General features: G+C 61.7%; 20 protein-coding genes and 2 pseudogenes. 3 read left to right on the top strand and 19 right to left on the bottom strand.

From position 1 onward, the window contains the following. Positions 1-57 precede the first annotated feature (57 nt). From QM996_RS20385 to queC, 5 genes are all read right to left on the bottom strand, one after another. A complete protein-coding gene (locus QM996_RS20385) occupies positions 58-921 on the bottom strand; it encodes an alpha/beta fold hydrolase (RefSeq protein WP_334197880.1) in 864 nt (287 codons plus the stop codon). A 292-nt stretch (positions 922-1,213) separates the two neighbouring features. Next, entirely contained in the window at positions 1,214-1,564 is a 351-nt protein-coding gene (locus QM996_RS20380) for a DUF488 domain-containing protein (RefSeq protein ID WP_334197879.1), read from the bottom strand. Positions 1,565-1,629: 65 nt separating this feature from the next. Continuing rightward, positions 1,630-2,367 (bottom strand): 7-carboxy-7-deazaguanine synthase QueE, encoded by a 738-nt coding sequence (gene queE / locus QM996_RS20375; RefSeq protein WP_334197878.1) that lies wholly within the window; start codon positions 2,365-2,367, stop codon positions 1,630-1,632. After that, a complete protein-coding gene (gene queD, locus QM996_RS20370; RefSeq protein WP_334197877.1) occupies positions 2,364-2,720 on the bottom strand; it encodes a 6-carboxytetrahydropterin synthase QueD in 357 nt (118 codons plus the stop codon). Before queD ends, queE begins: the two co-directional genes overlap by 4 nt. Beyond that, the gene (queC, locus tag QM996_RS20365; RefSeq protein ID WP_334197876.1) at positions 2,720-3,430 is read right to left on the bottom strand and encodes a 7-cyano-7-deazaguanine synthase QueC; all 711 of its coding nucleotides are present in this window, start codon (positions 3,428-3,430) and stop codon (positions 2,720-2,722) included. The genes queD and queC overlap by 1 nt, the downstream gene beginning before the upstream one ends. Before the next feature lie 87 nt (positions 3,431-3,517). On the opposite strand from queC, the gene QM996_RS20360 reads away from it, so the two are divergent. Beyond that, complete coding sequence (locus QM996_RS20360; RefSeq protein WP_334197875.1) at positions 3,518-3,712, top strand: hypothetical protein; 195 nt, start codon at positions 3,518-3,520, stop codon at positions 3,710-3,712. 29 nt (positions 3,713-3,741) lie between these two features. Continuing rightward, positions 3,742-4,608, top strand: coding sequence for a GSU2403 family nucleotidyltransferase fold protein (locus tag QM996_RS20355; RefSeq protein WP_334197874.1), 867 nt, complete (start codon positions 3,742-3,744; stop codon positions 4,606-4,608). 34 nt (positions 4,609-4,642) lie between these two features. Here the strand turns inward: QM996_RS20355 and QM996_RS20350 are convergent, their stop codons facing one another. From QM996_RS20350 to QM996_RS20290, 13 genes and pseudogenes are all read right to left on the bottom strand, one after another. Further along, positions 4,643-5,842 carry an IS256 family transposase gene (locus QM996_RS20350; RefSeq protein ID WP_058328756.1) on the bottom strand — a complete coding sequence of 400 codons (1,200 nt, stop codon included), beginning with the start codon at positions 5,840-5,842 and terminating at the stop codon, positions 4,643-4,645. 1,100 nt (positions 5,843-6,942) lie between these two features. Next, the gene (locus QM996_RS20345) at positions 6,943-7,299 is read right to left on the bottom strand and encodes an SPW repeat protein (protein WP_334197873.1); all 357 of its coding nucleotides are present in this window, start codon (positions 7,297-7,299) and stop codon (positions 6,943-6,945) included. 205 nt (positions 7,300-7,504) lie between these two features. Then, positions 7,505-9,244: a gamma-glutamyltransferase gene (ggt, locus tag QM996_RS20340; protein WP_334197872.1), complete on the bottom strand. Its 1,740-nt coding sequence runs from the start codon at positions 9,242-9,244 to the stop codon at positions 7,505-7,507. A gap of 256 nt (positions 9,245-9,500) precedes the next feature. Further along, positions 9,501-11,114 carry a GMC family oxidoreductase gene (locus tag QM996_RS20335; protein WP_334197871.1) on the bottom strand — a complete coding sequence of 538 codons (1,614 nt, stop codon included), beginning with the start codon at positions 11,112-11,114 and terminating at the stop codon, positions 9,501-9,503. A gap of 21 nt (positions 11,115-11,135) precedes the next feature. Next, positions 11,136-12,353: a mandelate racemase/muconate lactonizing enzyme family protein gene (locus tag QM996_RS20330; protein ID WP_334197870.1), complete on the bottom strand. Its 1,218-nt coding sequence runs from the start codon at positions 12,351-12,353 to the stop codon at positions 11,136-11,138. 179 nt (positions 12,354-12,532) lie between these two features. Beyond that, positions 12,533-13,957, bottom strand: coding sequence for an aldehyde dehydrogenase (gene aldA / locus QM996_RS20325; RefSeq protein ID WP_334197869.1), 1,425 nt, complete (start codon positions 13,955-13,957; stop codon positions 12,533-12,535). Positions 13,958-14,152: 195 nt separating this feature from the next. Further along, positions 14,153-15,031 carry a LysR family transcriptional regulator gene (locus tag QM996_RS20320; RefSeq protein ID WP_500270462.1) on the bottom strand — a complete coding sequence of 293 codons (879 nt, stop codon included), beginning with the start codon at positions 15,029-15,031 and terminating at the stop codon, positions 14,153-14,155. Positions 15,032-15,305: 274 nt separating this feature from the next. Continuing rightward, on the bottom strand, positions 15,306-17,330 hold the full coding sequence (locus QM996_RS20315) for a beta-N-acetylhexosaminidase (RefSeq protein WP_334197867.1): 2,025 nt from the start codon (positions 17,328-17,330) through the stop codon (positions 15,306-15,308). 82 nt (positions 17,331-17,412) lie between these two features. Continuing rightward, positions 17,413-17,754, bottom strand: a pseudogene (locus QM996_RS20310) (ABC transporter ATP-binding protein); the annotation flags it as partial. A 146-nt stretch (positions 17,755-17,900) separates the two neighbouring features. Continuing rightward, entirely contained in the window at positions 17,901-18,092 is a 192-nt protein-coding gene (locus tag QM996_RS20305) for a hypothetical protein (RefSeq protein ID WP_334197866.1), read from the bottom strand. Between the two features lie 53 nt (positions 18,093-18,145). After that, positions 18,146-20,143 carry a glycosyltransferase gene (locus QM996_RS20300; protein ID WP_334197865.1) on the bottom strand — a complete coding sequence of 666 codons (1,998 nt, stop codon included), beginning with the start codon at positions 20,141-20,143 and terminating at the stop codon, positions 18,146-18,148. Between the two features lie 150 nt (positions 20,144-20,293). Beyond that, positions 20,294-20,584: pseudogene (locus QM996_RS20295) on the bottom strand (hemolysin D); the annotation flags it as partial. A 429-nt stretch (positions 20,585-21,013) separates the two neighbouring features. After that, on the bottom strand, positions 21,014-21,943 hold the full coding sequence (locus QM996_RS20290) for a substrate-binding domain-containing protein (RefSeq protein ID WP_334197864.1): 930 nt from the start codon (positions 21,941-21,943) through the stop codon (positions 21,014-21,016). 327 nt (positions 21,944-22,270) lie between these two features. On the opposite strand from QM996_RS20290, the gene QM996_RS20285 reads away from it, so the two are divergent. Further along, entirely contained in the window at positions 22,271-23,068 is a 798-nt protein-coding gene (locus QM996_RS20285) for a C1 family peptidase (protein WP_334197863.1), read from the top strand. 67 nt (positions 23,069-23,135) lie between these two features. Here the strand turns inward: QM996_RS20285 and QM996_RS20280 are convergent, their stop codons facing one another. Further along, positions 23,136-26,297, bottom strand: a complete 3,162-nt coding sequence (locus tag QM996_RS20280) for an efflux RND transporter permease subunit (RefSeq protein ID WP_334197862.1) — start codon at positions 26,295-26,297, stop codon at positions 23,136-23,138. Positions 26,298-26,308: the final 11 nt, after the last annotated feature.

The following is a 26,308-nucleotide window of genomic DNA, read 5'->3' as shown; positions in this document are numbered from 1 at the left end:
GCTCCACAATGGGGGGAAGTCACCCACCAATGCATCGCTCTCGCGGCAGTCTCGCACTTACGGAAACATGCCCTTTGGCGTCTCGCCCTTCAGGAAAGGCTCGATGAATGCGTACAGGAGATCCGTCTGGTTGATGACCGCGGTGTGCGACGTCGCCGGCAGGATCGCAAGGCGCGAGGCGGCAAGCGGCTTGCCCATGTCGCCCATCGCTCCGCCGCCGAGCAGGCGAAACAGCGCAACGTTGTGTTCGAGCGTCGCCACGTCGGCATCGCCGGCAATGATCAGCACCGGCGCCTTCAGAGCCTTGACGTCAGCCTCCCAGGCCATCGGCTCCTTTTCGAGCTGGATGAGCTTTCGGGCCAGTTCCGGGAAGCCATCCGGGTTGGCGGCGAGCTTGCGATAGTCTTCGGCAAAGGGCAGGCCGACGATCATCTCAACGGTCATTTGCGGGATGATCGTCTTGAACTCCGGCTGCCAGCCCTCGGCATCATAGGCGACGGATGCGGCCACCAGATTGTTGACCTTCTCCGGATGCCGTATCGCGAGCTGCAGGCCGGCAGCCGCGCCCATCGAATAGCCGAAGACATCGGCCTTCTCGAGATCGACGGCATCCATGAAGGCGGCGACATCGTCAGCCAGGTTCGGATAGGTGATCGGCCGGTCGATATCGGTCGTGCGGCCGTGGCCCTGCAACTCGACCGCATAGACCTTGTGAGTCTCGGCAAGCTTCGGGATGATCGTGCCCATCGACGGAATGTTCATATAGGCGCCGTGCAGCACGACCAGCGGCTCGCCTTTGCCCGAGACCTCGTAATACATCTTCATGCCATTGACATCGACGCGATTACCAACCGGCTCGGCCTCGGCAAACGCGCTGCCGAAAATCAGCAGTGCGCCTGCGATCAAAGCGGTACGAAACATTCTCAATCTCCTTGTTGTCAGCGCGGTCCAAAACCGCCGTCGAGATTAAGACGTGCGGCGCTTTCCCATCCCGACGTCGACAATCGACAAAATTTCATACAACATTGCGCCGCGCCGGAAGCGCCCCGCATACCCGTTGCCGTCACAGGCGTTTCAGCTCGGCGGACTGAGTTTCGCTCGCAGACCGGCCGACGCTTCCCCTTCCAGCATGACTGGCGCCGCATCACTGCGCGCATAGCCAGCCGCTTCGGGACACCCACTGCAGCCACGTGATGCCGGGCTGACGCCTCGTCTATCGCGGCATCAGGACATAATCCTTGAGGAGCTCGGCGTGATTGTGCGTCTCGTCCTTCACACTGTAGAGCAAGGTCACTGGGCCTTCGGCGATGAGGTTGCGCAACTGCTCGACCGCGGCCTGGTTACTGTCGAGCTCGGCAAGATAACGTTTGCTGAACTCGGCCCAGGTGCCCTGGTCTCCATGAAACCAGCGGCGCAGTTCCGTCGTTGGCGCGATCTCCTTCAGCCAGAGATCGACCGCGGCTTCCGCCTTGGTCAAACCCCGCGGCCACAGGCGATCGACGAGAATGCGCATTCCGTCGCTGTCTGCTTTCGGCTCGTAGACACGTTTGGTGTTCAGTTGCATGACCGCCCCCCACGCATTCTCCACCGTTGGAGCATAGCCCAGGGCCTTTGTCCAATCGCGGGGCGTCACACCCCGCGCCTGTTGCCCCAGAGCAGAACATGCAACTGCGGCAGAACGCGAGCCTCGAACCAGCGATCCTCCGTTACCTTGCCCACGAGCCAGAGCATGCGGTCGATGATACCGTCGATATCGACGGTGGCGTTGTCGTCATCAGGCGGTGGCGGCGTGTGGTTGCCGGGCTGCAGATAGAGCGGCAGATGCGGATAACGCGCCGCGACCTCACGCGCATAGGCATAGTCGCGCTCGTCGAACACGACGATTTTCAGCGCCACCTCAGGCTTTTCCGCCGCCATCAAAAGACAGTCGTCGAAGTCGTGCCAATTCGTTTCCATCCCGCTCGACGGCGGCTTCGGGCTCAACACCAGGACGTCGAGATCGGCGAACCAGTCCTTCGCGATACTGCCCTGCGTCTCCAGGGCAAACCGGTAGCCATCCTTTCGCCCGCGCGCGATCAGGGGTCCGAGCGGCTGGATCGCCGGATTACCGCCGGATAGCGAGACCGTGAGCGGCTTGCTGCCGGATAGCCGGATCACTTCGCTCCAGATCTCCTCCACCGTCATCGGCAGCCATTGGTCGCGGTATTCGCTGTCGACGGCATGCAGCGTATCGCACCAGCTGCAACGATAATCGCAGCCCCCCGTGCGCACGAACACGGTCGGCAAGCCGATCAGGATGCCCTCGCCCTGGATCGTCGGGCCGAAGATCTCACTGACGCGGATGCGCGTTTCGCCGGGCCCGGTCATGGCCGATATTCCGCCCAGGTCTTCGGCGTCTCGCTGACGCGCACCGCCGAGGTTTCGGGCAGCCTCGCCTTGCACCAGTCGTAGAAATGCTTCGCCAGATATTCGGCCGTCACCTGGTCATGGCCGAGAACATCGTTGAGGTGACGGTGGTCGAAGCTCTCATCGATATAGCGCTTCAGCGGTGCCAGCTCGTGATAGTCGCGGACAAAACCGTGGACATTCAATTCCTCGGCAGCGAGTTCGACTTCGACGACGTAGTTGTGGCCGTGCAGCCGGGCGCATTGATGGTCGGCCGGCAGGCTCTTCAGCTGGTGCGAAGCGGAGAAATGGAACTCCTTGGTAATCCGAAACATCACTTCACCTCCTCTGCCGCATATGCCGAGGTCGCAGCCACCCAGAAATCCGGATCCTCATAGTCGGTCGGATCCGCAATGCCGGCGAGGTGGAAGGCCTCGCGTCGCTCGACACAGGTGCCGCAGCGGCCACAGTGGCGGGCACCGCCCTTGTAGCACGACCAGGTCTCTTCGAAGGGGGTCGCATGGCGTGCGCCGTCGGTGACGATATCCGCCTTTGAGATCGTCACGTAGGGCGCATAGAGTGCGACCTTGGCGTAGCCATCGAGTGCATGGTTCTGCATCGCCTGGAACGCATCGATGAACCCGGGTCGGCAGTCGGGATAGATGAAATGATCGCCGCCATGCACGGCGACGGCCACCACATCCGCCTTCTGTGCCGCCGCCAGTCCGAAGGCAATGGCGAGCATGATGGCGTTGCGGTTCGGAACAACCGTCGCCTTCATCGTTTCCTCGGCATAGTGGCCGTCGGGCACGTCGACGTCATCCGTCAGTGCCGATCCGGTGAGATGGGTGCCGATCGCGCGGATGTTGATGATCTGATGCGGAACGTCGAGGCGCCTGGCGCAGGCGGCGGCAAAGTCCAGTTCCTTGCGGTGTCGTTGTCCGTAGTCGAACGAGAGCAGGCCAATAAGCTCCTGCTCGGCTGCGACCTTGTGGGCAAGCGATACCGAGTCCAATCCGCCGGAGCAGATGACGATGGTCTTCATGATAGGTGTGTCCTTGTTTTGACCGGGTAGGCTGCGACCGGATTACAGGGTGCCTTCTAGGACAAAGCAGGGGCGATGGGAAGTGTTATGTTGTTGTTGTTGTTCTTATCGACCGCCTTTGGGGGCGGCTCTGACGTAAACTGGGCGCGCTTCGGTTGCGGATGGCAGGAGAACGCGCGCCCGCTGGTTGCAATCGGCAAACAGGAACACAAACCACAACCATACGGCGTTGACAATAAAAAATATATCATTGTTTTTATTACTTTTGTCCTGCAAAATTAAAAAAACTAGAATTTGCAGGACAAAACTTTATGGTTGAAATCGTAACCCTCTACACTGATGAACAGCGGCGTGTTCTCATCAACATCCAGCAACACTATGACGTGTGGCTGGGTGTAGAACGCGCCCTGATAACGCTCCCTTACGGGATGAAATGGGCAGAACGCTCGGGCAAACAATACCTTTACGAATTGCTCGACAGAACCGGGAACGCGAAAAGTCTCGGGGCCAGGTCTGAGAAAACCGAAGCTGCCTACGAACGGTTCCTCCGCACTAAGGAAGACCTAGAAGGACGACTGCTAGAAAGCCGCAAGAGATTAGCTGAAACCTGCGCACTCTATCGCTCCCTCCTATTACCACAGATACCTTCGGAGGCGGCTAAAATCCTCAGGGAGGCTGACAAGCGTCGAATGCTGGGGGATAAGCTGTTAGTTGTGGGTACAAACGCTATGCCGGCTTACAACATCGAAGCCGGCGGGCGCATAAATGACGCCCCCGATGAGACCGATGACTTCGACATGACGTGGTCGGCGCTTATAAAGGACGAAACCCGCGACGGCGTCATGTCCATGTTGAAGGCAGCCGACAGCACTTATACAGTCAACACAGAGAGAACCTTCCAGGCCAGAAACGCAAAAGCGTTTGAGTTCGAGTTGTTAGCTGCGCCATCTACGGTTTGCAACATGCTCCAAAACGACAAGCCCAGTCCGCTTCCCCTACCAGAGCAGGAATGGTTATTGTTGGGTCGGCATGTGAACCGCGTTGTTGTAGGGCGAGATGGGACGCCGGCTCGGCTCGTCGTTCCCGATCCTCGGTACTTTGCGCTTCAAAAGCTTTGGATGGCCGATCAAGACAAGCGCGACGATCGTGTCCACGTAGGTGGTGTAGCTGGCGGCTGATTGCCGTGCTTTCCGCCCCAGGTCGGAGCGATTATCAGCGGGCCACAGCGGGCAAGCTGATTTGGGGATCATCGCTCATTTGAGCCATGGTCTCAAGGGTCAGGTATCTGCCTCGCTGGACGGTCCACTCATCGTTCGCCTCCATGAGCAATGCGCCGACGAGACGGACTATGGCTTCATCGTTGGGAAAGATGCCGACGACCTCGGTGCGGCGTTTGATTTCGCCGTTGAGACGCTCAATCGGATTCGTCGAGTGCAACTTCGCCCGGTGCTCTTTCGGAAAGGTCATGTAGGCGAGCACATCGTCTTCAGCGTCATCCATGATCATGGCGAGCTTCGGCACTTTTGGTCTGATCTGGTCGGCGACGCTGCGCCATTGAGCGCTGGCCGCCTCCGGCGTCTCCTGGGCAAAGGCTGTAGCGATGAAGGCGGAAACAACTCGCCTCCCGCTCTTTCCGGCATGTGCCAGCGCATTCCTCATGAAGTGAACGCGGCACCGCTGCCATGTGGCGTTGAGAACCTTGGAAACGGCAGCTTTGATGCCCTCATGCGCATCGGAGACAACCAGCTTCACCCCGCGTAGACCTCGCCGTGTCAGCCGACGCAAAAACTCCGTCCAGATTGGCTCAGCTTCCGATGTGCCGACTTCCATACCCAGGACTTCGCGCCGACCGTCGCTGTTGACCCCGACCGCAATGATGACGGCGACCGAGACGATCCGGCCGCCACGCCGGACCTTGAGGTAGGTCGCATCGACCCAAACATAGGGCCATTCGCCTTCAATGGGGCGGTCAAGGAACGCCTTCACCTTGACGTCGATCTCCTCGCACAGCCGCGACACCTGGCTTTTGGAGATGCCGCTCATCCCCATCGCTTTGACCAGATCATCGACCGACCGCGTCGATATTCCTTGGATATACGCCTCCTGGATAACAGCCGTCAGAGCCTTCTCTGCCATGCGGCGCGGTTCGAGGAAGGTCGGAAAGTAGCTGCCCTTGCGCAGCTTCGGAATGCGAAGCTCGACCGTGCCAGCTCGCGTCTCCCAATCGCGGTCACGGTAGCCGTTGCGCTGTGCAAGCCGCATCGGGTTCTTCTCCCCGAACCCTGCACCCGTAACTGAGCCGACCTCCAGCTCCATCAGCCGTTCAGCGGCAAAGCCGATCATCTCGCGCAACAAATCGGCATCAGCGCTCTTCTCAACGAGCGAGCGCACGTTCATCATGTCAGTGGTCATCAGTGATCTTTCCGTCAGGTTGTGTCTTGAACAACCCGACCCTAGCGGAAAACACTGATGGCCGCCCGCACAGCCCCTCACTCGCTACAGCGCCATTTGGGGGCGCGCTCGCGAGCGGCTGTGCTACCGCCGAACTACACCACTCGGTGGGACACGATCAGCGCGACTTTCTAAAACGACCCAAGGATGCGAAGCAAGGCTCCGCAGTGCTCGCCGCGATCGCAGCCTCGATGCCTCATTTTCCCCTGGATGAGCAGTTCGCGCAATCACTGCCCGCAGAACTCCGTCCGTACTTCGACCAATGGCGGTCTACGTACAACGAAATTCCCGCAAAATCTCCCTCTTGGTGGTAATCCAGATTGGTGGGACGGCTCGTCCCATTCTTCAGCCGATCCTAGTCTAATCCGTAACCAGCACAAAACCCGCGACCACATCGCACACCCGAACGCGAGAAAAGTCCATCGATACCCGCGAGGATACGATTGAGCGGCTTGTTCCAAGTACCTTTTTTCCGAGGACGAGGTCCTCACGAGCTATGTCTCGCGCGTAGCACGAGCTAATGGACGATCGTCGTCCTCGACGGCCGCAAACTTATCAAGAGAGCCTCCCAAATCACGAAAAATATATCACAATTTCAGATACTTAGAGCGCGCTTAGGAACGTTTTGCGGAGATGCAGCAGCGCTAACCCGCCGAAATTGTTGGTACGACTAGGTTAAACTCCGTGTCTTTCCACATTTGTGGGCGCTCTGCCTCGATAACGCCAGGATCGCCGTCTGGGGGCTACCCCGTCGCGCTCCGCCAGGTTTCCGGCTTGCTCGATCGCATTCTGAACCAGATTGGTAATGGCGCGCCTGAGGGAAACCGCGGACGAGTCATCGATAACCTGAGGGGCGGTGGCGTCCCGGCACAACTCGACGAGGTCCACGGCAGCGGGCGACTTTTTTTGAAATCACGCAAATCTGAAAGAAGATCGTTCTGCACGTTTTCAGGATTTGCTCTCATTCCGGGAGAAGCGGCATACAGGAGATTGCACCGAATTACGCTATCTGTTCGCGGCCCGGAGCTGCGGCGCCGGGCCGCGACCTTCGCTGCTCATCATCATGCATGCGCATGCGGGTGCTGCCGTTCGTCCCAGACCGACCAGATCGCGAGCGCAGTCACCAGTGCCCCGAGGACGACATGCGTCCACATGGGAATGGCGCTGGTCGAGAAGCCGAGCAGCCAGGGGGAAGCGATCAGCCAGAGCCCGACGATGAGGCTTGCCCATTCCTCCCATTCCGCAAACATGGCCAGTGTCGCGATCGCCAGAACGCCGAGCACGACGGCGGCGGCCCAGGCGTTCCACGCCGGAACGCTCTCGACAACGAAGCCCATGATCCAGGGGGAGATGAACAGGCAGACGGCGAGAACCAGATTGATCCAGTCCTGCGCTTTCTTTCCTTCCATCAGTGCCATGACAACCTCCACGAATGAAGCTTGATCAAAGCGTACGACCGCGTGCGGCGCACGCTCTGGAAACTATAATAAATTCAATCAAAAGCGCTTTCAAATCTTTTTCGCGCGAGCATCCGGTGATCGCACCTGCGAAAACGCGCGGCAAACCGCCGATCCGCCGCTTTCGCAGACGGCACCGTCTTGCCGCCATTGTCTCGCCGAAGCTTTAGTAGCCGCGTGCCGCGCCTGCGCCGATGCGGCTGTCCACCGCGCCGTTGTAGCGGGCGCCGCCGCCGGCCTCGATGTCGGAGAGGCTCTCGCCGCCGACGAGAATGCCGGTCGCCTGCCCCCAGATCGTCCAGCTTTCGTCGATCTGGACGTTATGGCCCATTGCAGACAGAAGCTTGCGGGTATCGGGCGAGAGGGCATAGGGCTCCATGAAAACCTTGTCCGGCAGCCATTGGTGATGGATGCGCGGCGCGTCAACCGCTTCCTGGATGTTCATGCGATGATCGATGACGTTGAGGATCGCCTCGAGCGTGATGGTGATGATGCGGGCGCCGCCGGGGCTGCCGATCACCATGAAGGGTTTGCCATCCTTGGCGATGATCGTCGGGCTCATCGACGACAACGGCGTCTTGCCGGGCGCGATCGCGTTCGCTTCGCCCTGGACGAGCCCGTAGAGATTGGGCACGCCAGGCTTGGCGGTGAAGTCGTCCATCTCGTTGTTGAGCAGGATGCCGGTTCCAGGCGCCACCACGCCGGCACCGAAGGAGCCGTTCAATGTATAGGTGACGGCGACGGCATTGCCCTCGTCGTCGATGATCGAATAGTGGGTCGTCTCCTTGCTTTCGCCGAAGCCCTTGGGGATCAGCACCGCGGAGACGCCGGCACGGAACGGATCAATCTTGGCGCGGATTTCCTTCGCATAGGCCTTATCGGTGAGCTTGGCGACCGGGTTTTCGACGAAATCAGGATCGCCGAGCGACGTGTTGCGGTCGACATAGGCGTGGCGCATCGCCTCGATCATCGCGTGAACCGTATCCGCGGCGCCGTAACCCATATAGGAGAGCGGGTAGCCTTCGAGAATGTTGAGGATTTCGCAGATGATGACGCCGCCGGAGGATGGCGGCGGCGAGGAAACGATGTCGTAGCCGCGATAGTTGCACTTGACCGGTTCCAACTCGCGCACCGCATAGCGCTCGAAGTCAGCTTTCGCCAGAATGCCGCCCTTATCGGCACTGGCCTTGACGATCGCATCGGCGATCGCGCCCTTGTAGAAGGCGTCAGTTCCCTTTTCGGCGATGCTGGACAGAGACGCCGCAAGATCTGTCTGAACCAGCTTCTCGCCGACCACGAAGGGCTTGCCGTCCTTGAGGAAGATCGCGGCCGCCGCCGGATCCTTGGAGAGCCTATCGGTCTCGCCATCAAAGGAGTCGATATCGCCTTGCTCCAGCACAAAGCCGTCCTTGGCAAGCGCGATCGCAGGCGCGATCAGTTCGGCCAGCGGCTTCGTGCCATAGCGGCTGCGGGCGACTTCGAAGCCCATGACCGGCCCCGGCACGCCGACGGCAAGATAGCCCTCGGTGCTCAGCCCTTTGACGACATCTCCCTTGTCGTCGAGATACATGGTCTTGGTCGCCGCCTGTGGCGCCCGCTCGCGGAAATCGAGGAAGGTCGTCTTGCCGTCCTTGAAGCGGATGGTCATGAAACCACCTCCGCCGATATTGCCGGCGGTCGGATAAGTGACGGCAAGCGCGTAGCCGACGGCAACAGCGGCATCCACTGCATTGCCGCCGCTCTTCAACACCGCAACGCCGACATCGGATGCCAGGTGCTGGGCGGTGACAACCATGCCATGCTCGGCCTTCACGGGCTCGGGCGAGGCCGCTCGGCCCACTAAGGGCGCCAGGCTCAGCGCAAGAAACAAGGTAACGGGCAGGCTCTTCAAGCGGAAACTCAGCATGCGTCTCTCCCTCGCAGGCGTTGCACGCAGTGCTTTGCCGACGGCCGCGACGCGGACGCCCCCACCGCGCCAAGCGCGGCGGCAACAATCTCTTGGTCAGGCAAGCACTGATTGTGGGCAGCTATGAAGTCAACGGAGTATAGCCACGCTCGATCGGCGATGGCAATTCACTCCTCGCCAATCGTAGCGCTTGCATTCGCGGCCAGCGCTCGACGGGTTCCCCAGCCAGCGAACGGTGGACCATTCGGGCCCCGCGTCAGGCCGCATCCGCCAGGATGAGATCGGCGCCCTTTTCCGCAACCATCATCGTCGGCGCATTGATGTTGCCGGCGGTGATGTTCGGGAAAATCGAGGCGTCGACGACGCGCAAACCCGGAACGCCATGGACCCGCAGGCTGCTGTCGACGACGGAGGTCGCCTGATCCGGCCCCATCGTGCAGGTGCCGCAGAGATGGTAGATCGACCCGGAGTTTTCGCGGAAATAGTCCATTAGGGCCTCATCGCTTTCCACGCGCGGCGCCGGCGAAATCTCTTCCACGGTCAGCGAAGAGAGTGCCGAAGCCGAGGCGATCCGACGGACGAGCCGGCTACCTTGCAGCACTTCATCGATGTCGCGGTCGGTCGTCAGGTAGTTCGGGCGAATGAGCGGCTTTTGCGCGGGATCGCCGGACGCGATCGAGATGCTGCCGCGACTCGTCGGCCGGCAGGAATTGAAGCAGATCAGATAGCCCGGGTAGGGCTCGGGCTTCAGGCCCGCTTTCGGATCGTTCGGGATGCGATAGGACAGAGGATTGAAATAGAGCTGGATGTTCGGCCGTTCTTCGTCTGGCCTGCCGCGGAAGAAGCCGCCGGCCTGGTTGACGCTCATCGAGAACGGACCCTTGCCGGTCAGCAGATATTGGAGGCCGAGGCGCATCTGGCCGAAGAGACTGCCGAATTCGTCGTTGAGCGTCGGGATCGTCGCGCGATAATAGAAGCTGGCGCAGAGGTGATCCTGCAGGTTCTGGCCGACGGCCGGCAAGTGCCGCCGCGTTTCCATACCGAGCGTGGAGAGTTTCCCGCCATCGCCGATCCCGGAGAGCTGCAGCAGTTGCGGGCTGCCGACCGCGCCGGCGGCGAGAATGACCTCGCGCCCGGCCGTGAAACGCCGCCGCTCTCCATTCTGGAGAACATCGACGCCGGTCACGCGCCCATCGTCCCCAAAGACGAGCCGCTCGGCCTGGGCGTAGCGCTCGATCGTGAGGTTCGGCCGCTTCAGCGCCGGCCGAAGATATTCCGCGCTCGAATGCGAGCGGCGGCCCCTATTGGTATTGACGTCGTAGACGCCGGCCCCCTCGATCGAGGCGCCATTGAAATCCTCATTCAGCGGCAGTTGCAGCGATCCGCAGCTTTGGAGAAACGCGTCGGTGATTGGATGCGTCATGCCGCGCATCGGCGTGATGTGGATCGGGCCTTCGCCGCCATGCCATTCCGACGATCCGCGCGCATGGGTTTCGAGCCGACGGAAATAGGGCAGCACGTCGTCATAACCCCAGCCCGCATTGCCGGCTTTTTTCCAATCGTCGAAATCGTCGCGCGCGCCGCGCACGTAGATCATCGCGTTGATCGATCCGGAGCCACCCTGGACCTTGCCGCGCGGCACGTAGATGCGGCGATCCTGCAACTCGCCCTCCGGCTCGCTCGAATACATCCAGTTGACCCGCGGATTGTAATAGCTGCGGGCATATCCGACGGGGATCTTGAACCAGAAGGAATTGTCGTTGCCGCCCGCCTCGATCAAGAGGACGCGGTGCCGGCCGTTCTCGCTGAGGCGGCTCGCCAGGATGCAGCCTGCCGACCCGGCGCCGACGACGATATAATCGTGGATCATCTCCAAGTCCTATCGCCGAAGTTATCCGCGCGCCGGTGCGTAGGCCTTCACGTCGGCCGGCCGGCTGTCCATCTGCAGGTGCAGACGCTCGCCGGTATAGGGCGTGTGCTTTTCGACAACCTCCAGATCGAGCTCGATGCCGAGCCCGGGCTCGCGCGAAGGAATGAGGTAGCCATCCTCGAAGGCGAGCTTGGTCTTCAGCACATCCGCATGGAAACCGGAGAAATCGAGGATCGCCTCGTGGATCAGGAAATTCGGCGTCGCGGCCGAGAGCTGGATGCTCGCCGCAGCGCCCACCGGACCGTTGTAGAGGTGTGGGGCGATCTGGGCGTAATGGGCCTCGGCCATGCCGGCGATCTTCTTCGCCTCCAGCAGGCCGCCGACGCGTGCGACGTTCATCTGCAGGATCGATGCGGCCTTCAGTTCGAGCACGCGCTGGAACTCGTATTTCGTCGTCAGGCGCTCGCCGGTCGAAATCGGGATCGAAGTCGCACGCGCGACCTCGGCCATCGCCGCTTCCTGACCTGGAGGAACGGGCTCCTCGAACCAGAGCGGGTCATATTTTTCCAGGCGCCGCGCCAGCCGGATGGCCGAGGACGGCACCATCTGGCCGTGGGTCCCGAAGAGGAGATCCGCGCTGCTGCCGACCGAGTCGCGGATCTTGCGACAGAACTCCTCGCAGCGATCCATCACGCCGAGCGAAAGCTGATGGCCGGAATAGTTGGTGTAGGGACCCGCAGGATCGAACTTGACCGCAGTGAACCCCATCTTCACCATCTCGACGGCGCATTCGGCCGCAAGATCCGGGTCGTTGAAATCGAACTCGCCGGCGGCGTTCTTTGGGTAGAGATAGGTATAGGCGCGCAGCTTCTCGTGCACCGTTCCGCCGAGTAGGTCTGACACCGGCCGGCCGGCCGCTTTGCCGATGATGTCCCAGCAAGCGATCTCAAGTCCGGAGACGATGCCCATCATCGTCGGATCAGGACGCTGGGTGAAGCCGCTCGAATAGGCCGAGCGCCAGAAGCGCTCAATCTGATGCGGATCATGGCCGAGCAGGTGACGCTCGAAGACGTCCTCGATCAGCGGCGTCATGGCGCTCGGATGGAACGAGGTCGCATAGATCTCGCCGATGCCCTCGATGCCACAGGCGGTCGTGAGGCGCACGAAGATCCAGTACATTCCGCCCAGATGCGGCGGCGGCACAGCGACGGCATGGGTCTTGAGAGACGCGATTTTCATGGGTGTCATCCCTTTTTCTTGAGGCGGACCATCAGAACCAGGGTGGCGATTTCGGTTTCAGCGATTGAGCTCACAGGCCGTCTCCTCCCCCTGGGCGGTAGCGGGAACTCCGCCATCGGCCCGGTATTGATGTCGGTGGCAGTTCCGGTTTCGTGCCGGACTTGCGCATCTCGAAAGGTTTAATGTTTGAGCACCACGAGGCGCGTCTGGGTGAACTCCAGCATGCCGTGCTTGCCGTCGTCGCCGCCGAGACCCGAACGTTTCCAACCCGCATGGAAGCCCTGATAGGGATCGGCCGGGAGGCGGTTGACATAGAGTTCGCCGGCCTCGATCGCCTCGCTGGCGCGCATGACAGTGCGATAGTTCTCGGTGAAGAGCACCGAACTCAGGCCGAACTGATGGTCGCTCGCCTTCGCAAGCGCTTCTTCGAAGGTGGAGTAACGGAGAACGGCAAGCACCGGACCGAAGACCTCTTCGCGGACGATCTCCATCTCCTGGCGGCAGCCGGAAATCAGCGTCGGCGGGTAGAAATAGCCGTCTCCTCCAGGCAGGTAGCCACCGGTCTCAACGACGCCGCCTTGCATCCGCGCCTGCTCCACCATGGCGTGAACCCGCTTCTGTGCGGCGGCGTTGGCGAGCGGCCCCATGCGGGTAGCATCTTCGGCGCGGTCGCCGAAGGCGCGGCCGGCAAAACCTTCGCGCAACCTGGCGAGCAGCCGATCATGTACGCTTTCGTGCACATAGAGCCGCTCCGCGCTGGTGCAAACCTGGCCGCAATGGGCGGTCTTGGCGGCGATGATCATCTGCGCGACGGCATCAAGATCCGCGTCCGGCTCGACGATGACGGGCGTCTTGCCGCCTAGTTCGAGCGACGGCTTGGCAATATTTTCCTTGCAGTATTCGAGCACGACACGACCAGCCGACACGCTTCCCGTCAGCGTGATCATGCCGACACCAGGGTGAGTGCAGAGCGTCTTCGCAACGTCGTGCGACATCGTCAGGATGTTGACGAGTCCTTCCGGCAAGCCTGCCTCGACGACGGCCTCGGCAAAGACGAAGGCGGAGGTCGGCGTGTTGTTGCTCGGCCGCACGACGACGGCGTTTCCGACAATGAGCGCCGGTGCGATCTTCCGCACCAGCGTGTAGATCGGATAATTGAACGGGATCAGGCAGACGACCACTCCGATAGGCGCGCGCTTGAGGAGAAGCGTCTCGCCTGGATTGTCGCTCTCGATCACCTCACCTTCGATGCGACGGGCCCACTCGGCGTGGTAGCGCATCAGTTCGGCGCCGTAGATCACTTCGGCCGTCGCATCGGCAAGGCTCTTGCCCGACTCTTTTGCGAGTGCGGCACCAATGTGCTCGGCCCGACTTTCCAGCGCGGCCGCAAGGCGGCGCAGCGCATCGCCGCGCTGGATCGCCGGCAGCGCCGCCCAGGCGCGCTGCGCCTTCGCCGCGGCATCGACCGCCTCCCTCGCCTCGTCGTCCGTTGCTGCCGGCACCGACGCGAAGACCTGGGCCGTTGCCGGATTGCCGACCTCGATCATGGCCGCAGACGCGCTTTCGATGAAACGACCGCCGGAGAAGTTGCGATAGGGGCCCATAGCATCTCGGAAAGGTTCGCCGCTGTCTGCGCGCCTGTGGCAACGCGGGAAAGCAGATTGGCGGGAGAGCGCATTACGAGGGACGGCCCAGGCTCCCTCCCCGACTGGAACCGTCCCGAAAACTGATGCGACGATGAAGACGAGGGCACAAGCGAGTAATTTTCGATGAGAGCATTCCAAAAAGGAATGCTTGGCTCAGGCGGTCCGCTCAGTCGCGACCTCCGCCAGCAGCCAGGCGCGGAACGCTTGCACCTTGGGATCGCTTCCGGATTGTGGTCGCGCCACGAACCAGTAGGATTCATGGCCCTCGACCTCGACGTCGAAGAGCTGAACCAATTGTCCCGACTGCAATTGCCCACGCACCATCGAGCGGTCGGCGACGGTGACACCCAGCCCGGCGCAAGCCGCCTCGATCGCGAGATCGAGCAGGTCGAACTCAAGGCCGCCGCGGGTGTCGACATCCTGGAAACCCGCCGCATCCAGCCAGTGGCGCCAGGTCAGATAGCGCCGGTCGGGCGAGGCCAGCACATGCAGGAAGGTGAAGCACTGAAGATCGGTCGGCACTTCGACTTTAACCCCTTCAAGCAGGGAAGGCGCGCAGACGACCACATGTCGCTCCGTCATCAGAATGCTCGTATCCAGCATCGGCCACTCGCCGTCGCCAAAACGGATGGCGCAGTCGAGAAGCCCGCGTTCGGCAAGCGTGTCCGTGGCCTCAGTGCTGATACTGACGTCCACATCCGGCATGACCTCACGCAATCGAACGAGACGCGGCAGCAGCCAGCGCTTGGCGAAGGTCGGCGGTACGTTGATCCGTAAGCGATTCTGGTTGCTCTTCTCGGTGATGCTGCGCAGCGAGACTTCGATGCTGTGAAACGCCGCCTGGATCGTCGCCAGAAGCTCCGTGCCGGCGGGGGTCAGTTCGAGATGATGGTGGCGGCGGATGAGGAGGTCCTCGCCAAGCTCGTCCTCGAGATTGCGGACCTGTCGGCTGACGGCGCTCTGCGTCAGGTTGAGGCGCTCGGCCGCCCGCGTGAAGCTGCGGGTTTGCCCGACCACTTCGAAGACCTTCATCGCCGACAATCCAGGAAGTCTTCGCATCGCTATTTTAGCCTCGGGATAGGGAGCGCTGACATCTGCGTAGACGCCAACGCGAGATCGACGCGCACTTTTGCGTGCCACGTCTTGGCACACAAGCAGGAAAATCCAAACCGCCCCAAGCCGCCCGAGCGTGCGTTCGGGCGCAACGACCTCCAGAACGAAGAACGGCGGCCTTCGCCGCCGTTCGCTTTGGATCTCGCTGCCTTTCGGTCCCGTCGACAGCGACAGCCCAGACGCTGCTCAACGCCTATTCCGCGGCATAAAAGCCGTAGAGAACCGGCATCAACCCGACCAGTGCTTCAAAGCGCTTGAAGGACTTGCGTTCCGGTCGCGTCCAGCCGGTTTCCGCCAGCGCTGAAAGCCGCGGAAAGACCAGCCGGTCGAAGACGGCGCGATCGGTCATCGGCTCGGACCATATGCAGCACTGCACGCCGAGCAGATGTTTCTTCTGTTCGTCTGTCCAGCCTTCCACCGGGTCGAAGGTGTAGAGCTTTTCCGGATCCGACCAGCCGGCCCAGCTACCGCCCGGCTCCGACCAGGCCGGGCTGTTGGCCATGTCGAGATAATAGACTTGGCCGGGGCAGACGACGATGTCGTAGCCTTCCTCGGCAAGAGCCGCCGAAGCCTCGACCGTGCGCCAGCCGAAGAGCAGCGACTTGGCCTTGTCGATGACGTTGCCATGTGCTGCCTCCTGCCAGCCGCCGGTGACGCAGCCGCGGCTGGCAAGATAGGCCTGGACGCGCGCCAGGAATTCAGCCTGCAGCACCGCCGCACCCGAACCGTCGATTTCATCGGCGCCATGGGTGTTGGTGACGACGTTCAGGCGCTTGGCGTGCGTTTCGGCGACCTCGTCACCAGCAAGCGCACGAAGCCGCGCGAGCGCCTCCGGCGAACCGGACCAGGCGCCCAGCGGCACCTCGTCGGCGCCGACATGGATGGCACGCATCGGAAACAGTTCGATCAACTCGTCGAAGATCGTCTCCAGAACCCGATAGGTTTCTTCGCGCGCCGGGTTGAGGCAATTATCGGGGAACCCCTGCACCGAATAATAACTTCCAGCTTCTTGCGCATCACGCAGTTCGGGGATTGCCTGCAGCATCGCATAGGAATGGCCGGGAACGTCGATCTCCGGCATCACCTCGATGCCGAGGCTCGATGCCAGCGCCACGATCTCCCGGATCGCCGCCTTCGTGTAATAGCCGCCGGTCGGCTGTGGACCGGAACCGAGCAATGGCGGGATCTTGCGGCCGTGGCCGCGCCAGGCACCGATCTCCGTCAAGGCCGGATAGGCGTCGATTTCGACGCGCCAGGCCTCGTCGTCGGTCAGATGCCAGTGGAAGCGGTTGAGCTTGTTCCAGGCCATCAGCCGCAGGAAGCGCTCTACCTCCGCGGTGCTATAGAATTGCCGGGCCACATCGAGATGCGTGCCGCGCCAGGCAAGTGCCGGCTCGTCCTTGATTTCCCCGCCCGAGGGGAACAGGAAGGTGCCGGGATGCAAACGCGCGCCGCGCAGGACCTGACCGAGCGTGATCAGGCCATAAAGCATGCCCGTCTCGGTGCTGCCCGAAACGGCAACGCCTGCGGGAGAGAAGCGGATCGTGTAGGTCTCCGAACCGAGATCGGCCGCTTTCGAGACGGCGACCGGGAAACCGCCCTCGGACGCCGATCGAACGATACCCTCGACCGGGAACAGGCTTGCGGTGAGGTCGGCAAAAGCCTTCGCGGCGTGTGCGGCTTCGTCGCCCGCGGGCTTGAGGTCGAGACCGGGAGGCACGACCACCTGCCCCGAAACGGAAACCACCTGCGGCCACGGCACGATCGACACAGGAACCGGCGCCACCTTCGGCACCGGATAGACGGCAGCGCCGCGCTTCAGTTCGGCATTGTCGCCATGCGCCCGCGAGGCAAGCACCGCGACTGGCGCCATCGTGCCGTCGGACAGGACCAGGAAGGCGGCATTGGCGCCGTCGGTCCAGTGGCGCGGCTCGAAGCTCATGCCACGCGCCTTCAATGTCCAGGTCGCCCCCGGCTTCAGCTCAAAACCTTCCGGCGGCGCGAACTCCGCGTAGTTGGATAGCCGGATCAGAAGCCTGCCACCTTCGATCTCCGCGGCGGGATCGATGCGCGCAGGCCCGGAGACGCCGAGGCGAAAGCCTTTGAGCGGCCCGTCCGAATTGTTGGTGAGGGTCAGCGCATAGACCGATTTGTCGGCGGTACCGACCGGCACCCAGAGCGTTTCCAGTAGATAGTCAGATTTGGCGGCGAACGTCATCAAATGGCTCCACGAAAGTTGATCTCTGCGGCCGAATGGCCAGCGGGGTTTCTGAGGCAGGGCTGTCCTCGGCTCACATAGCTCACGTCGGAGCCTGGCCAAGGGCACACACGAAATGGTTTTCGGCGGCCTCTTCCACCGCTTCCGATGCCGGGCGGCTCAGACGCCGCACCTCGTCGGCGCGCGCCAGAAAACGGGCGCTCTGCCCCGGCACGAACCGACGATCCGGATCGGGGACGGCCGAAAGAAGAAGCTCGGTATAGGGATGGCGGGGATTACCGATAACCGCATTGGTTTTGCCCCACTCGACCATCTGTCCGGCAAACATCACCACGACCTCTTCGGCGATGTGCGCGGCGGGCGATATCATGGGTGATGTAGAGCATGGCGAGGTTCGCTCGCGCTTGATGCGCGCCAGAAGCTCTCCCTCCCCCCGCCCCATTGCGCAAAGGCCGCATTTCCTCGACTGCCGTCATGACGAATTCCCCCTCAGGCTTCGTTGATCGATCTATTAAGTCAAGTAATTTGACTTAACGATAGGTTCGGCAAAGAGAGCCTGTCAATGCGGGTCTACTCGCCCTTGCCAAAGTTTTGTGAAAAGCCGTTGAGTGGTATATTGAAGTCGAATACCACTTGCGAAAAAGCGGCATTCTCCCGGGCATTCAGGCGGCCGGTGCAGGCCTTTGCGGAAGCATCTGGTCGAGTGATGAGGAGAAGAATCACTGCGCCTGCATCCGGCGACAGCTCCGCAGTGCCCTGCACAAATCAGCCTCCAGGGCACGAACTGGCGAAATCTGGGACCCATTGCCTTGCGGCTAGGAGACAGTGCGTGTGCGACCGAAGGCGCGCAGTAACAGGTTCACGGATACTGCGACCTTGTCGATGTCAGGGATGTCCTGGGAATAGCGGCCGGTGTAGAGCTTGACGATCATCCTGTCGCGCTCGCCTCCTTCAAGGTCATAATGGAGGTGGAGGTAATAGCGCCGCTTGTCTTTGGAGCGGGTGATGTCACCGCCGCGCTGGGTAACCTGCCTGAGTTCGGCTTGCAAAGGCTTAAAGCCGTCGAGCCTGAGCGTCACCGCCGTCGATTGGAAGCGCGCCTCCGTGGGGACGGCGACCACCGCCTTGTCGAGCGAGAGGCTGACGACGCGGCCGGGTGTGCCATCGACACTGGCCGGCTCGTCCAGTTTGAAGGCCTGGAAAAGGCGGCGCGGTTTCTCGAAACAGATCAGCGAGGCGATGACGAGCACGACGATGTTGATACCAGACCAGAAGGCCCCGATTACCGAGAACGAGCCCTGGATCCGCGCGGTCTCCGGAACGATGTTGATCAGGAGCCCCAGCGCCGTGACGGTGATGAAGCCCGCGATCCAGGTGAACGTGTAGGCATCGAAGGCGTTGGCCTCGTTGCCTGTGCCCTTCGGCGTCACCTTGAACGGCTTGCCAAAGGGACGCACGATACTGGAAACGACCGTCGGCAGCATGCGAAAGGTCGCGAACGTCCCGACCGCGCTGGAAACCACAGGGAGGTAGCGTGTCGGGGTGATCCACAGCATCAACAGGAAATAGGCCGCCAGAACGGGAAGCTGGTGCGAGACATAGTCGGCAACGCCGGTGAAGTGCAGCGGCAAGGCGCCGAACCAAAGATAGGCAATCGGCACGATGAGGACGATCAGCCGCACGACGTATTGTACCAGCCATGACATCGGGAGAAACATGACCCGCTGAAACAGCGACAAGCCCGGCCCGCGCAGGGGACCATTGTGCAGATAGAGCGTCTGGATACCGCCCTGGCACCAGCGTTCATGCTGGACGAAGTAGCCGGTCAGGTTCTCCGCTGCCAATCCCATCGAAAGCCGCTCGTTCAGGTAGCGGGTCTTGTAGCCCTTGTTGAGCATCGACAGCGTCGTCAGCAGGTCTTCGGTGATCGACTCGGTCGGGAATCCGCCGATGGCGTTTACGGCCTTGCGGCGCGCGATCGAGCATGAGCCGCAGCAAAAGCTGACGTCCCAAACGTCGCGGCTCGGCGCGATCTCATCGAAGAACAGGCGCTGTTCGTCCGGCCAGATGTTCTCCAAACCCAGATTGGACTGAACCGGATCGACATTGAAAAAATGCTGGGGCGTCTGGACTATGCCGATCGCCTCGTCCGAGAAGAACGGCAAAGTGCGCCTGAGGAAGTGGCGATAGGGCACAAAGTCCGCATCGAAAATAGCAATGAAATCACCCGAGCTCGCACGCAGGCCGCTGTTCATGTTGCCGGCTTTCGCATGGGCATTATCCAGGCGCGTGACATGGACGGCACCCCGCTCTGCGCAGAAAGCCTTCAACCAATCGCGCCGGCCATCGTCGAGGACGTAGACCTTGAACTTGTCTGTTGGATAGTCGAGCGCCAATGCCCCGACGATCGTGCGCTCCAGAACGTCGAGCGGTTCGTTATAGGTCGGAATGAACACGTCAACCGTCGGCAGATCGTGGTGCTTGCGGGCGAAGAAAACCTTCGCAAGCTGATCCGCTTCGGCGCTGCGGTCCACATAACGGCTCATCAGGACGAGGAAGAGCACCACTTCGGTGAAGGCCAGGAACTCGACGATAAAGACGAACCAAACCCAGTAGACGTTCACGCCATCGCCCGGGTAGGGAAGAACAGTTTCGGTAAGGCGCCAGGTCATATAGCGCAACGCGACGGCGCCAACCACGAGGCAGGTGATGGCCCGCGCCCAACTTTGATGCCGCGACCAGTTCGATGGCCCGAGCAGGAAGAAGGCGATGACCAGCAGCGTTGGCGCCAGTGCTAGAAGAGGTTGAACCACAGGCCTTTGATCCACTGCGTCAGTTGCAGATTGTGCTTGGAGATGCGCACCTGCGCGGCACGCCCCACCTGACAGAAATTACCGAAGTCGGTGTTGAGCGCCGACGGGAGAAGCTGGACGCGGATTCGGGCATCGCGCTCGTCGGTCTCAGACGCGATCGGCCGCAGTTCGTCCTTCGGCGTGCAGCGAAGCGAGGATCGCCCGATTGACCCGTTCATTGCGGATAGTCAGCAGCGTCTCGTTTTCGGCAACCGGCGTTCCGATACGCGGCGGTGCCTGTCCGATTTCGCCGTCGATCGGGGCGTTGATCACCGCAAGGCGTGCATTGACTGTGCCGTCGAGGCTGGTGAAGCCCGTCAATCCGGGCAATAGGACGACAACGGCAAGCGTGAGAAGCAGAATGCCGACGGTGATCCGTGTGATGCGATGGTTCAGGAGCATTCAAGCTGTTCCCGCTCACTACGTTGCCTAGCGCGACAAACGCCAGAGCGTAGTCCCGGGTCTGTCCACGGCTCCGGCTGGGTCATGAAGATCGTCCGCAAAGGCGCGACGGGCAACCCTCAGAATTAGGTGCTTTTGTCGTTCGGTTAACAGTTGCCAACGGTTTGGGACGCCATCGTAGCCGGTCGATGACCCGAAACGCGCACGACCCAGGCGAGGAATGGCCCCGGCCCACAATGCCGCGGGCAACAGGAAGTGAAGCCAGCCGGAGACCGATTTTGACGGAAGCATGATTTGAGAAAGTTCAAGCGCACGCACGAAACGCGGGCGGGCCGCACAGCAGCCCACCGGCTTATCCTGGCTGTCCAGCGAGGATACAAGCAGCGATCTTCGGTCGTCGCAATGCAGCTCGCGGCCGATATCCCCGGCCTACTGGTTCGCCCTTGCGTAGTCCTTCATGTTGGCCGGCGTGACCAGTTCGAAGGGAACCCAGATCTGGCGCTCCGTCTTCTCTTCACGCGCCAGCGCGACGGCTGCATCCATCGCAGTCGCACCCTGGGCGATCGCGTTCTGGAAAACGGTGACGTCGAGATCCCCGGCGGCCATGGCGGCGAGCCCGTCGGGCGTGGCGTCGACGCCGCCAACCACCACCTTCGACATGTCGGTGCCTGCCGCCTTCATCGCCTGGATCGCACCGATCGCCATCTCGTCATTGTTGGCGATGACAGCATTAAATTCCCGCCCGGTCGAAAGCCAGTTGGTCATGATGTTGGTGGCTTCGAGGCGGTCCCAATTGGCGCTCTGCTCCTCGATCACGCTCATGCCCTTGCATTCACCGGTGGCGATGACGTCGTGAATATCCTTGGTGCGGGTCAGCGACGAATGGTTGTTGAGCGGCCCCATCAGCACGTAGACCGCGCCCTTGCCGCCAAGCAGCCGGCAGACTTCCTTCGTTTCCAGCGTGCCCGAATCCGTCTCGTTGGACCCGACGAAGGCGGCGGTTTCCGGCAGGGTCTCGACGTCAGCCGGCGGATGGTTGGCATAGACGATCGGGATACCGGCCGCACTCGCCATCTTCGTCAGCGCCGGCGTGCTGTCGCCGTCGACGGCGACCACGACGATTGCATCAACGCCGGAGGAGATGAAGTTCTGCACTTGATCCATCTGCTTGCTGGGATCGTTCTGGGCGTCTTCGACCTGAACCGAGACGCCATCCAGCTTGGCTGCGCGATCCTCCATGCCCTGCCGCAGGATCGTCAGAAACGCGCTATCAGAACGCGCGATGGTTATTCCGATGTTTTCGGCATGAGCGGTGCCGGCCAGAAGAACCGACATGCAAACAAACAGCAACTTCTTCATTCGGAGACTCCCCAAGAGCGATCGTCAGATCACTCGAATGGAATTTATGTTCCGATTAGAGTCAATAATGAAATGCACATTTCGCGCATCAATCTTTGAGCCGGTTCATCTATTCCGGGATTCCCCCGTTAAACTCAGGATACAAAGCGTGCAATATCCTGATAAACTCTACCATTGCGTGTATCATTCTGAAGCAAAACGCACTGCGATCCTTAATCGGAGCGTCGTTTTGCCTGCGCACGCCTCGAAATACCGGCGATCCGCCGGAACCTGCAGTGACATCATTCCTTCAACCTACGCAGCTGGAGCTGCCGACAGGAGGCCCACATGTCCGTGCATGAAGCAATTCTCGATCTCGGCTACGATCCAACCATCAGAGAAGACGGGCCGCTCGTTCGGCCGCCGATCCCCGCATCGCTACCGAGTTCGGCCACCGTCGATCCGCAATACCTGCCGCCCCCGAAGGCGCAGGGGACGCCGCGTCACGTCGGCAGTCCCGGAAGCTGTGCCGCCTGGGCTTCGACCTACGGGCTCGCGACCTACACGGCGGCCGCGGCGGCGGGCCAGCCACCATCCAGCACTGCGGAACAGGCGAGCCCCGCCCATATCTATATCGAAGTCATGAAGAGTTATGGGCAAAAGGGATGTGCGGGATCGCGGCTGGCATCCTACCTCAATCTACTCACGCAAAACGGCACGCCGAACTGGCAGACGGCGCCCTATTATCCGAACTGCCCCGAACTGTGGTCGAGTTACGATCCCAACGCCGCCGTCGATGCCAGCTTCCAGATCCCCGGCTGGGCCATCGTCGAAACCAGCGATCTCGACGCGATCAAGGCGATCATCGCCGCCGGTGGTGCACTGTGTTACGGCACCTCGCTCAACGACGGCTTTATGAAATACGAGGGCCCCGGCCCGATGACCGGTCCCTTCAACAAAGTCCCAAATGTCGGCCATTGCATGCTGATCATCGGCTACGACGACGAGCAGCAGGCGATCCTCATCCAGAACAGCTTCGGACAGGACTGGGGTTGCGAGTGGAACGGACGCCGCGGCTATATCTGGATGAGCTACGAGCTGTTCCAATATCTGGCTCAGGGTCAGGCGATGTATGTCAAGGCCTGACCCCAGGCAGTGGAGCATCCCGCTGAGGGGATAAATGCTCTACAGCCGGCTTTGCTGGGCCGTGGCGCTATTCCGCCGCCACGGCCGGAGGATAAACGAGCGGCTCGTCGCGCCCGGCACTCGGATTGACCTCTTCCGACTTCTCCGGATCCGCGCGCTCCTTCTTGGGCTCGCGTCCGAAGAACAAGGCGTAGCCGGCGGGCAACACCAGAATGGTCAATACCGTCGCGACCAGGATGCCACCCATCATGGCGTAGGCGAGCGGTCCCCAGAAGACGCCACGGGAGATCGGGATCAGCGCCAGCACCGCCGTCAGCGCCGTCAGCGTGATCGGGCGGAAGCGTCGGACGGCAGAGCCGACGATCGCCTCGGCCCGGTCCATGCCGGCGGCGATATCCTGGTCGATCTGGTCGACGAGAATGATCGAGTTGCGCATGATGATGCCGAGTAGCGCGATGACGCCGAGGATCGCGACGAAACCGAAGGGCGCCCCGCTGATCAGCAGTGCGCCCGCGGCGCCGATGATGCCGAGCGGCCCGGTGGCGAGCACCAGCATCGCCTTGCCGAAATGCTGGAGCTGTATCATCAGCAGCACGACGATGACACCGAGCATGATCGGCGCCTTGGCGGCGATCGAGGCCTGGCTCTCCGCCGAATCCTCGGCGCCGCCCTGAATGCTGATACTGTAGCCGGCGGGCAGGCTGTCGCGCAGCGACTGCATCTCGCCGAACATCTTCATCGCCACGTCATTCGGCTGCACGCCATCCGGCAGGGTGCCGCGCACGGTGATCGTCGGCAGGCGGTCGCGGCGCCATTCGATGCCCTGTTCGAGCACGGGCACAACCTTGGCAACTTGCGAGAGCGGAACGAAACCGCCGAAATCGGTCGGGATGTAGATGGAGTCGACCGAGCTCAGGAACTTGCGGCTCTCCGCCGGCTCACGCGCGACGATCGCCACCGTTTCCTCGCCATCGCGGAAATTGTCGAGCGGCGCACCGGTGACGCTCGCTTGCAGCATCTGGCGGATGCGTTGCGAGGTCACGCCGAGCGCGCGAGCACGATCCTGGTCGATCACCAGCTTCATGCCCGGCACCGGCTCCAGCCAGTCGTCGTGAACGGCACCCAACAACGGGTTTTCGTGGAACTTCGCCTTCACCCGGTCGGCGATACGCCTGACCTCTTCACGATCCGGTCCCATGACGCGCATCTGGACGGGCCAGCCGGTCGGGGGCCCCAGGAACAGGCGATCGACCTTGGCCCGGATCGACGGGAAGTCGGCGGCGAGGATCGCACGCATCTTGGCAATCAACCGCTCGCGCGCCGGCTCGTCCTTGGCCATGACCAGAAGCTGGGCAAAGTTCGGATTGCGCAGCTGCTGATCGAGCGGCAGGAAGAAGCGCGGTGCGCCCTCGCCGATATAGGTGGCGATGAAGCGCTTGTCCTCGTCGTCCATCATGCGCGCTTCGAGCGCCTTCGCCTGCTTTTCGACTTCCTTGATGCTGGTGCCCTCGGGCAGCCACAGATCGACGAGGATTTCCGGCCGCGACGACTGCGGGAAGAAGTTCTTCGGAATGAACTGGAAGGCCCAGAGGCTGACGAAGAAGATGACGAGCGTCGTCGATAGCACGGTGATGCGATGGCGCACGGCCCAGGCGACCGTCGAACGCAGCTGCCGATAGAAGCGCGTATCGAAGACGTCGTGGTGGTTGCTGGCATGGCTGCGCTGTTTGAGCAGCATATTGCCGAGCCAGGGCGTGAAATAAACGGCGACGAACCAGGAGACGACGAGCGCGATCCCGACCACGTAGAACAGCGAACGCACATATTCGCCGGCAGTCGAGGCGGCGAAGCCGACCGGAATGAAGCCGGCGGTGGTAATCAGCGTGCCTGTCAGCATCGGGAAGGCGGTGGACGTATAGGCGAAGCTCGCGGCCTCGACCTTGACGAGCCCCTCTTCCAGCTTCCGCTCCATCAATTCCACCACGATCATGGCGTCGTCGACCAAAAGCCCGAGCGCGATGATCAGCGCGCCGAGCGAGATGCGCTGCAGATCGATGCCGAGCTCGTACATGATGGCGAATGTCGCAGCCAGCACCAGCGGGATGGTGATCGCGATCACCAGGCCCGAGCGCCAGCCGATCGAGAGGAACGAGACGACGAGAACGATCGCCAGGGCTTCGCCGAGCGCCCTCATGAACTCGCCGACCGCCTCCTTGACGACCTCCGGCTGATTGGAGACCTGGTCGACCTTGACGCCATAGGGCAGCGACGCTTCGAAGCGCTCATAGGTCGCTTCCACCGCCTTGCCGACATCCGTCACCTTGAAGCCCTTGGCCATGACTACGCCGATCTGAACGCTATCCTGGCCGTTGAAGCGGAACTTGCGCGAAAAGGGATCCTCGAGCCCAGAGCTTACCGTCGCGATATCGCCGAGCCGGGTGATCTGGCCACCAGCGCGAAGCCTGAGGTTCTTCAGGTCCTCGACCTTGTCCAGGCCACCCTCGACGGAGATGCGCACCGAGCGCGAGCCGGTGTCGATGGAACCCGCCGGGTCGATATTGTTCTGGCCGGCAATGGTACTGCGCAAATCGTTCAGCGTCAGGCCACGCTCGGCAAGCACCTTCGAAGACACGTCGATGAAGATCTTCTGCGGCTGGTCGCCGATGATGACGGCCTTCTCGACGCCCGGCGTCGTCAGGAGCATGTCGCGCGCCTGGATCGCGAACGTCTTCAGTTCCGGGTAGCTGTATCCCTCGCCGCTCAGCGAATGCAGAGTGATGAAGGTGTCACCGAACTCGTCGTTGAAATAGGGACCGAGCATGCCCTCTGGCAGCTCGCTGGAGATGTCGCCCACCTTCTTGCGGACCTGGTAGAAGGCGTCAGCCACCTGCTCGGCGTTGGTATCGCCCTCGACCTGCAGCGTGATGATCGCGCTGCCGGCGCGCGTATAGGAGCGGACGAAATCGAGATGCGGCGTTTCCTGCAGCTTGCGCTCGATCTTGTTGACGACCTGGTCCTGCATTTCCTCGATCGAGGCGCCTGGCCAGAAAGCCTGCACGACCATGACGCGGAAGGTGAAGTCCGGATCTTCTTTCTGCCCCATGCGCATCAGGCCGAAGACGCCGGCGAGAATGATGAGACCGAACAGGAAACGCGCCATGCTCGGATGCGCGATCGCCCAGCGTGAAAGATTGAAGGGCCGCTTTTCTTCGGAAGAGGAGGTCGTCATCGGCTCGGTTC

It is taken from the genome of Sinorhizobium chiapasense (assembly GCF_045277575.1).
GTDB classification, from domain to species: Bacteria; Pseudomonadota; Alphaproteobacteria; order Rhizobiales; family Rhizobiaceae; genus Ensifer; species Ensifer chiapasense_A.
Note: the sequence above shows the minus strand (reverse complement) of the source record. Positions and strands in the feature narration are given on the sequence as shown.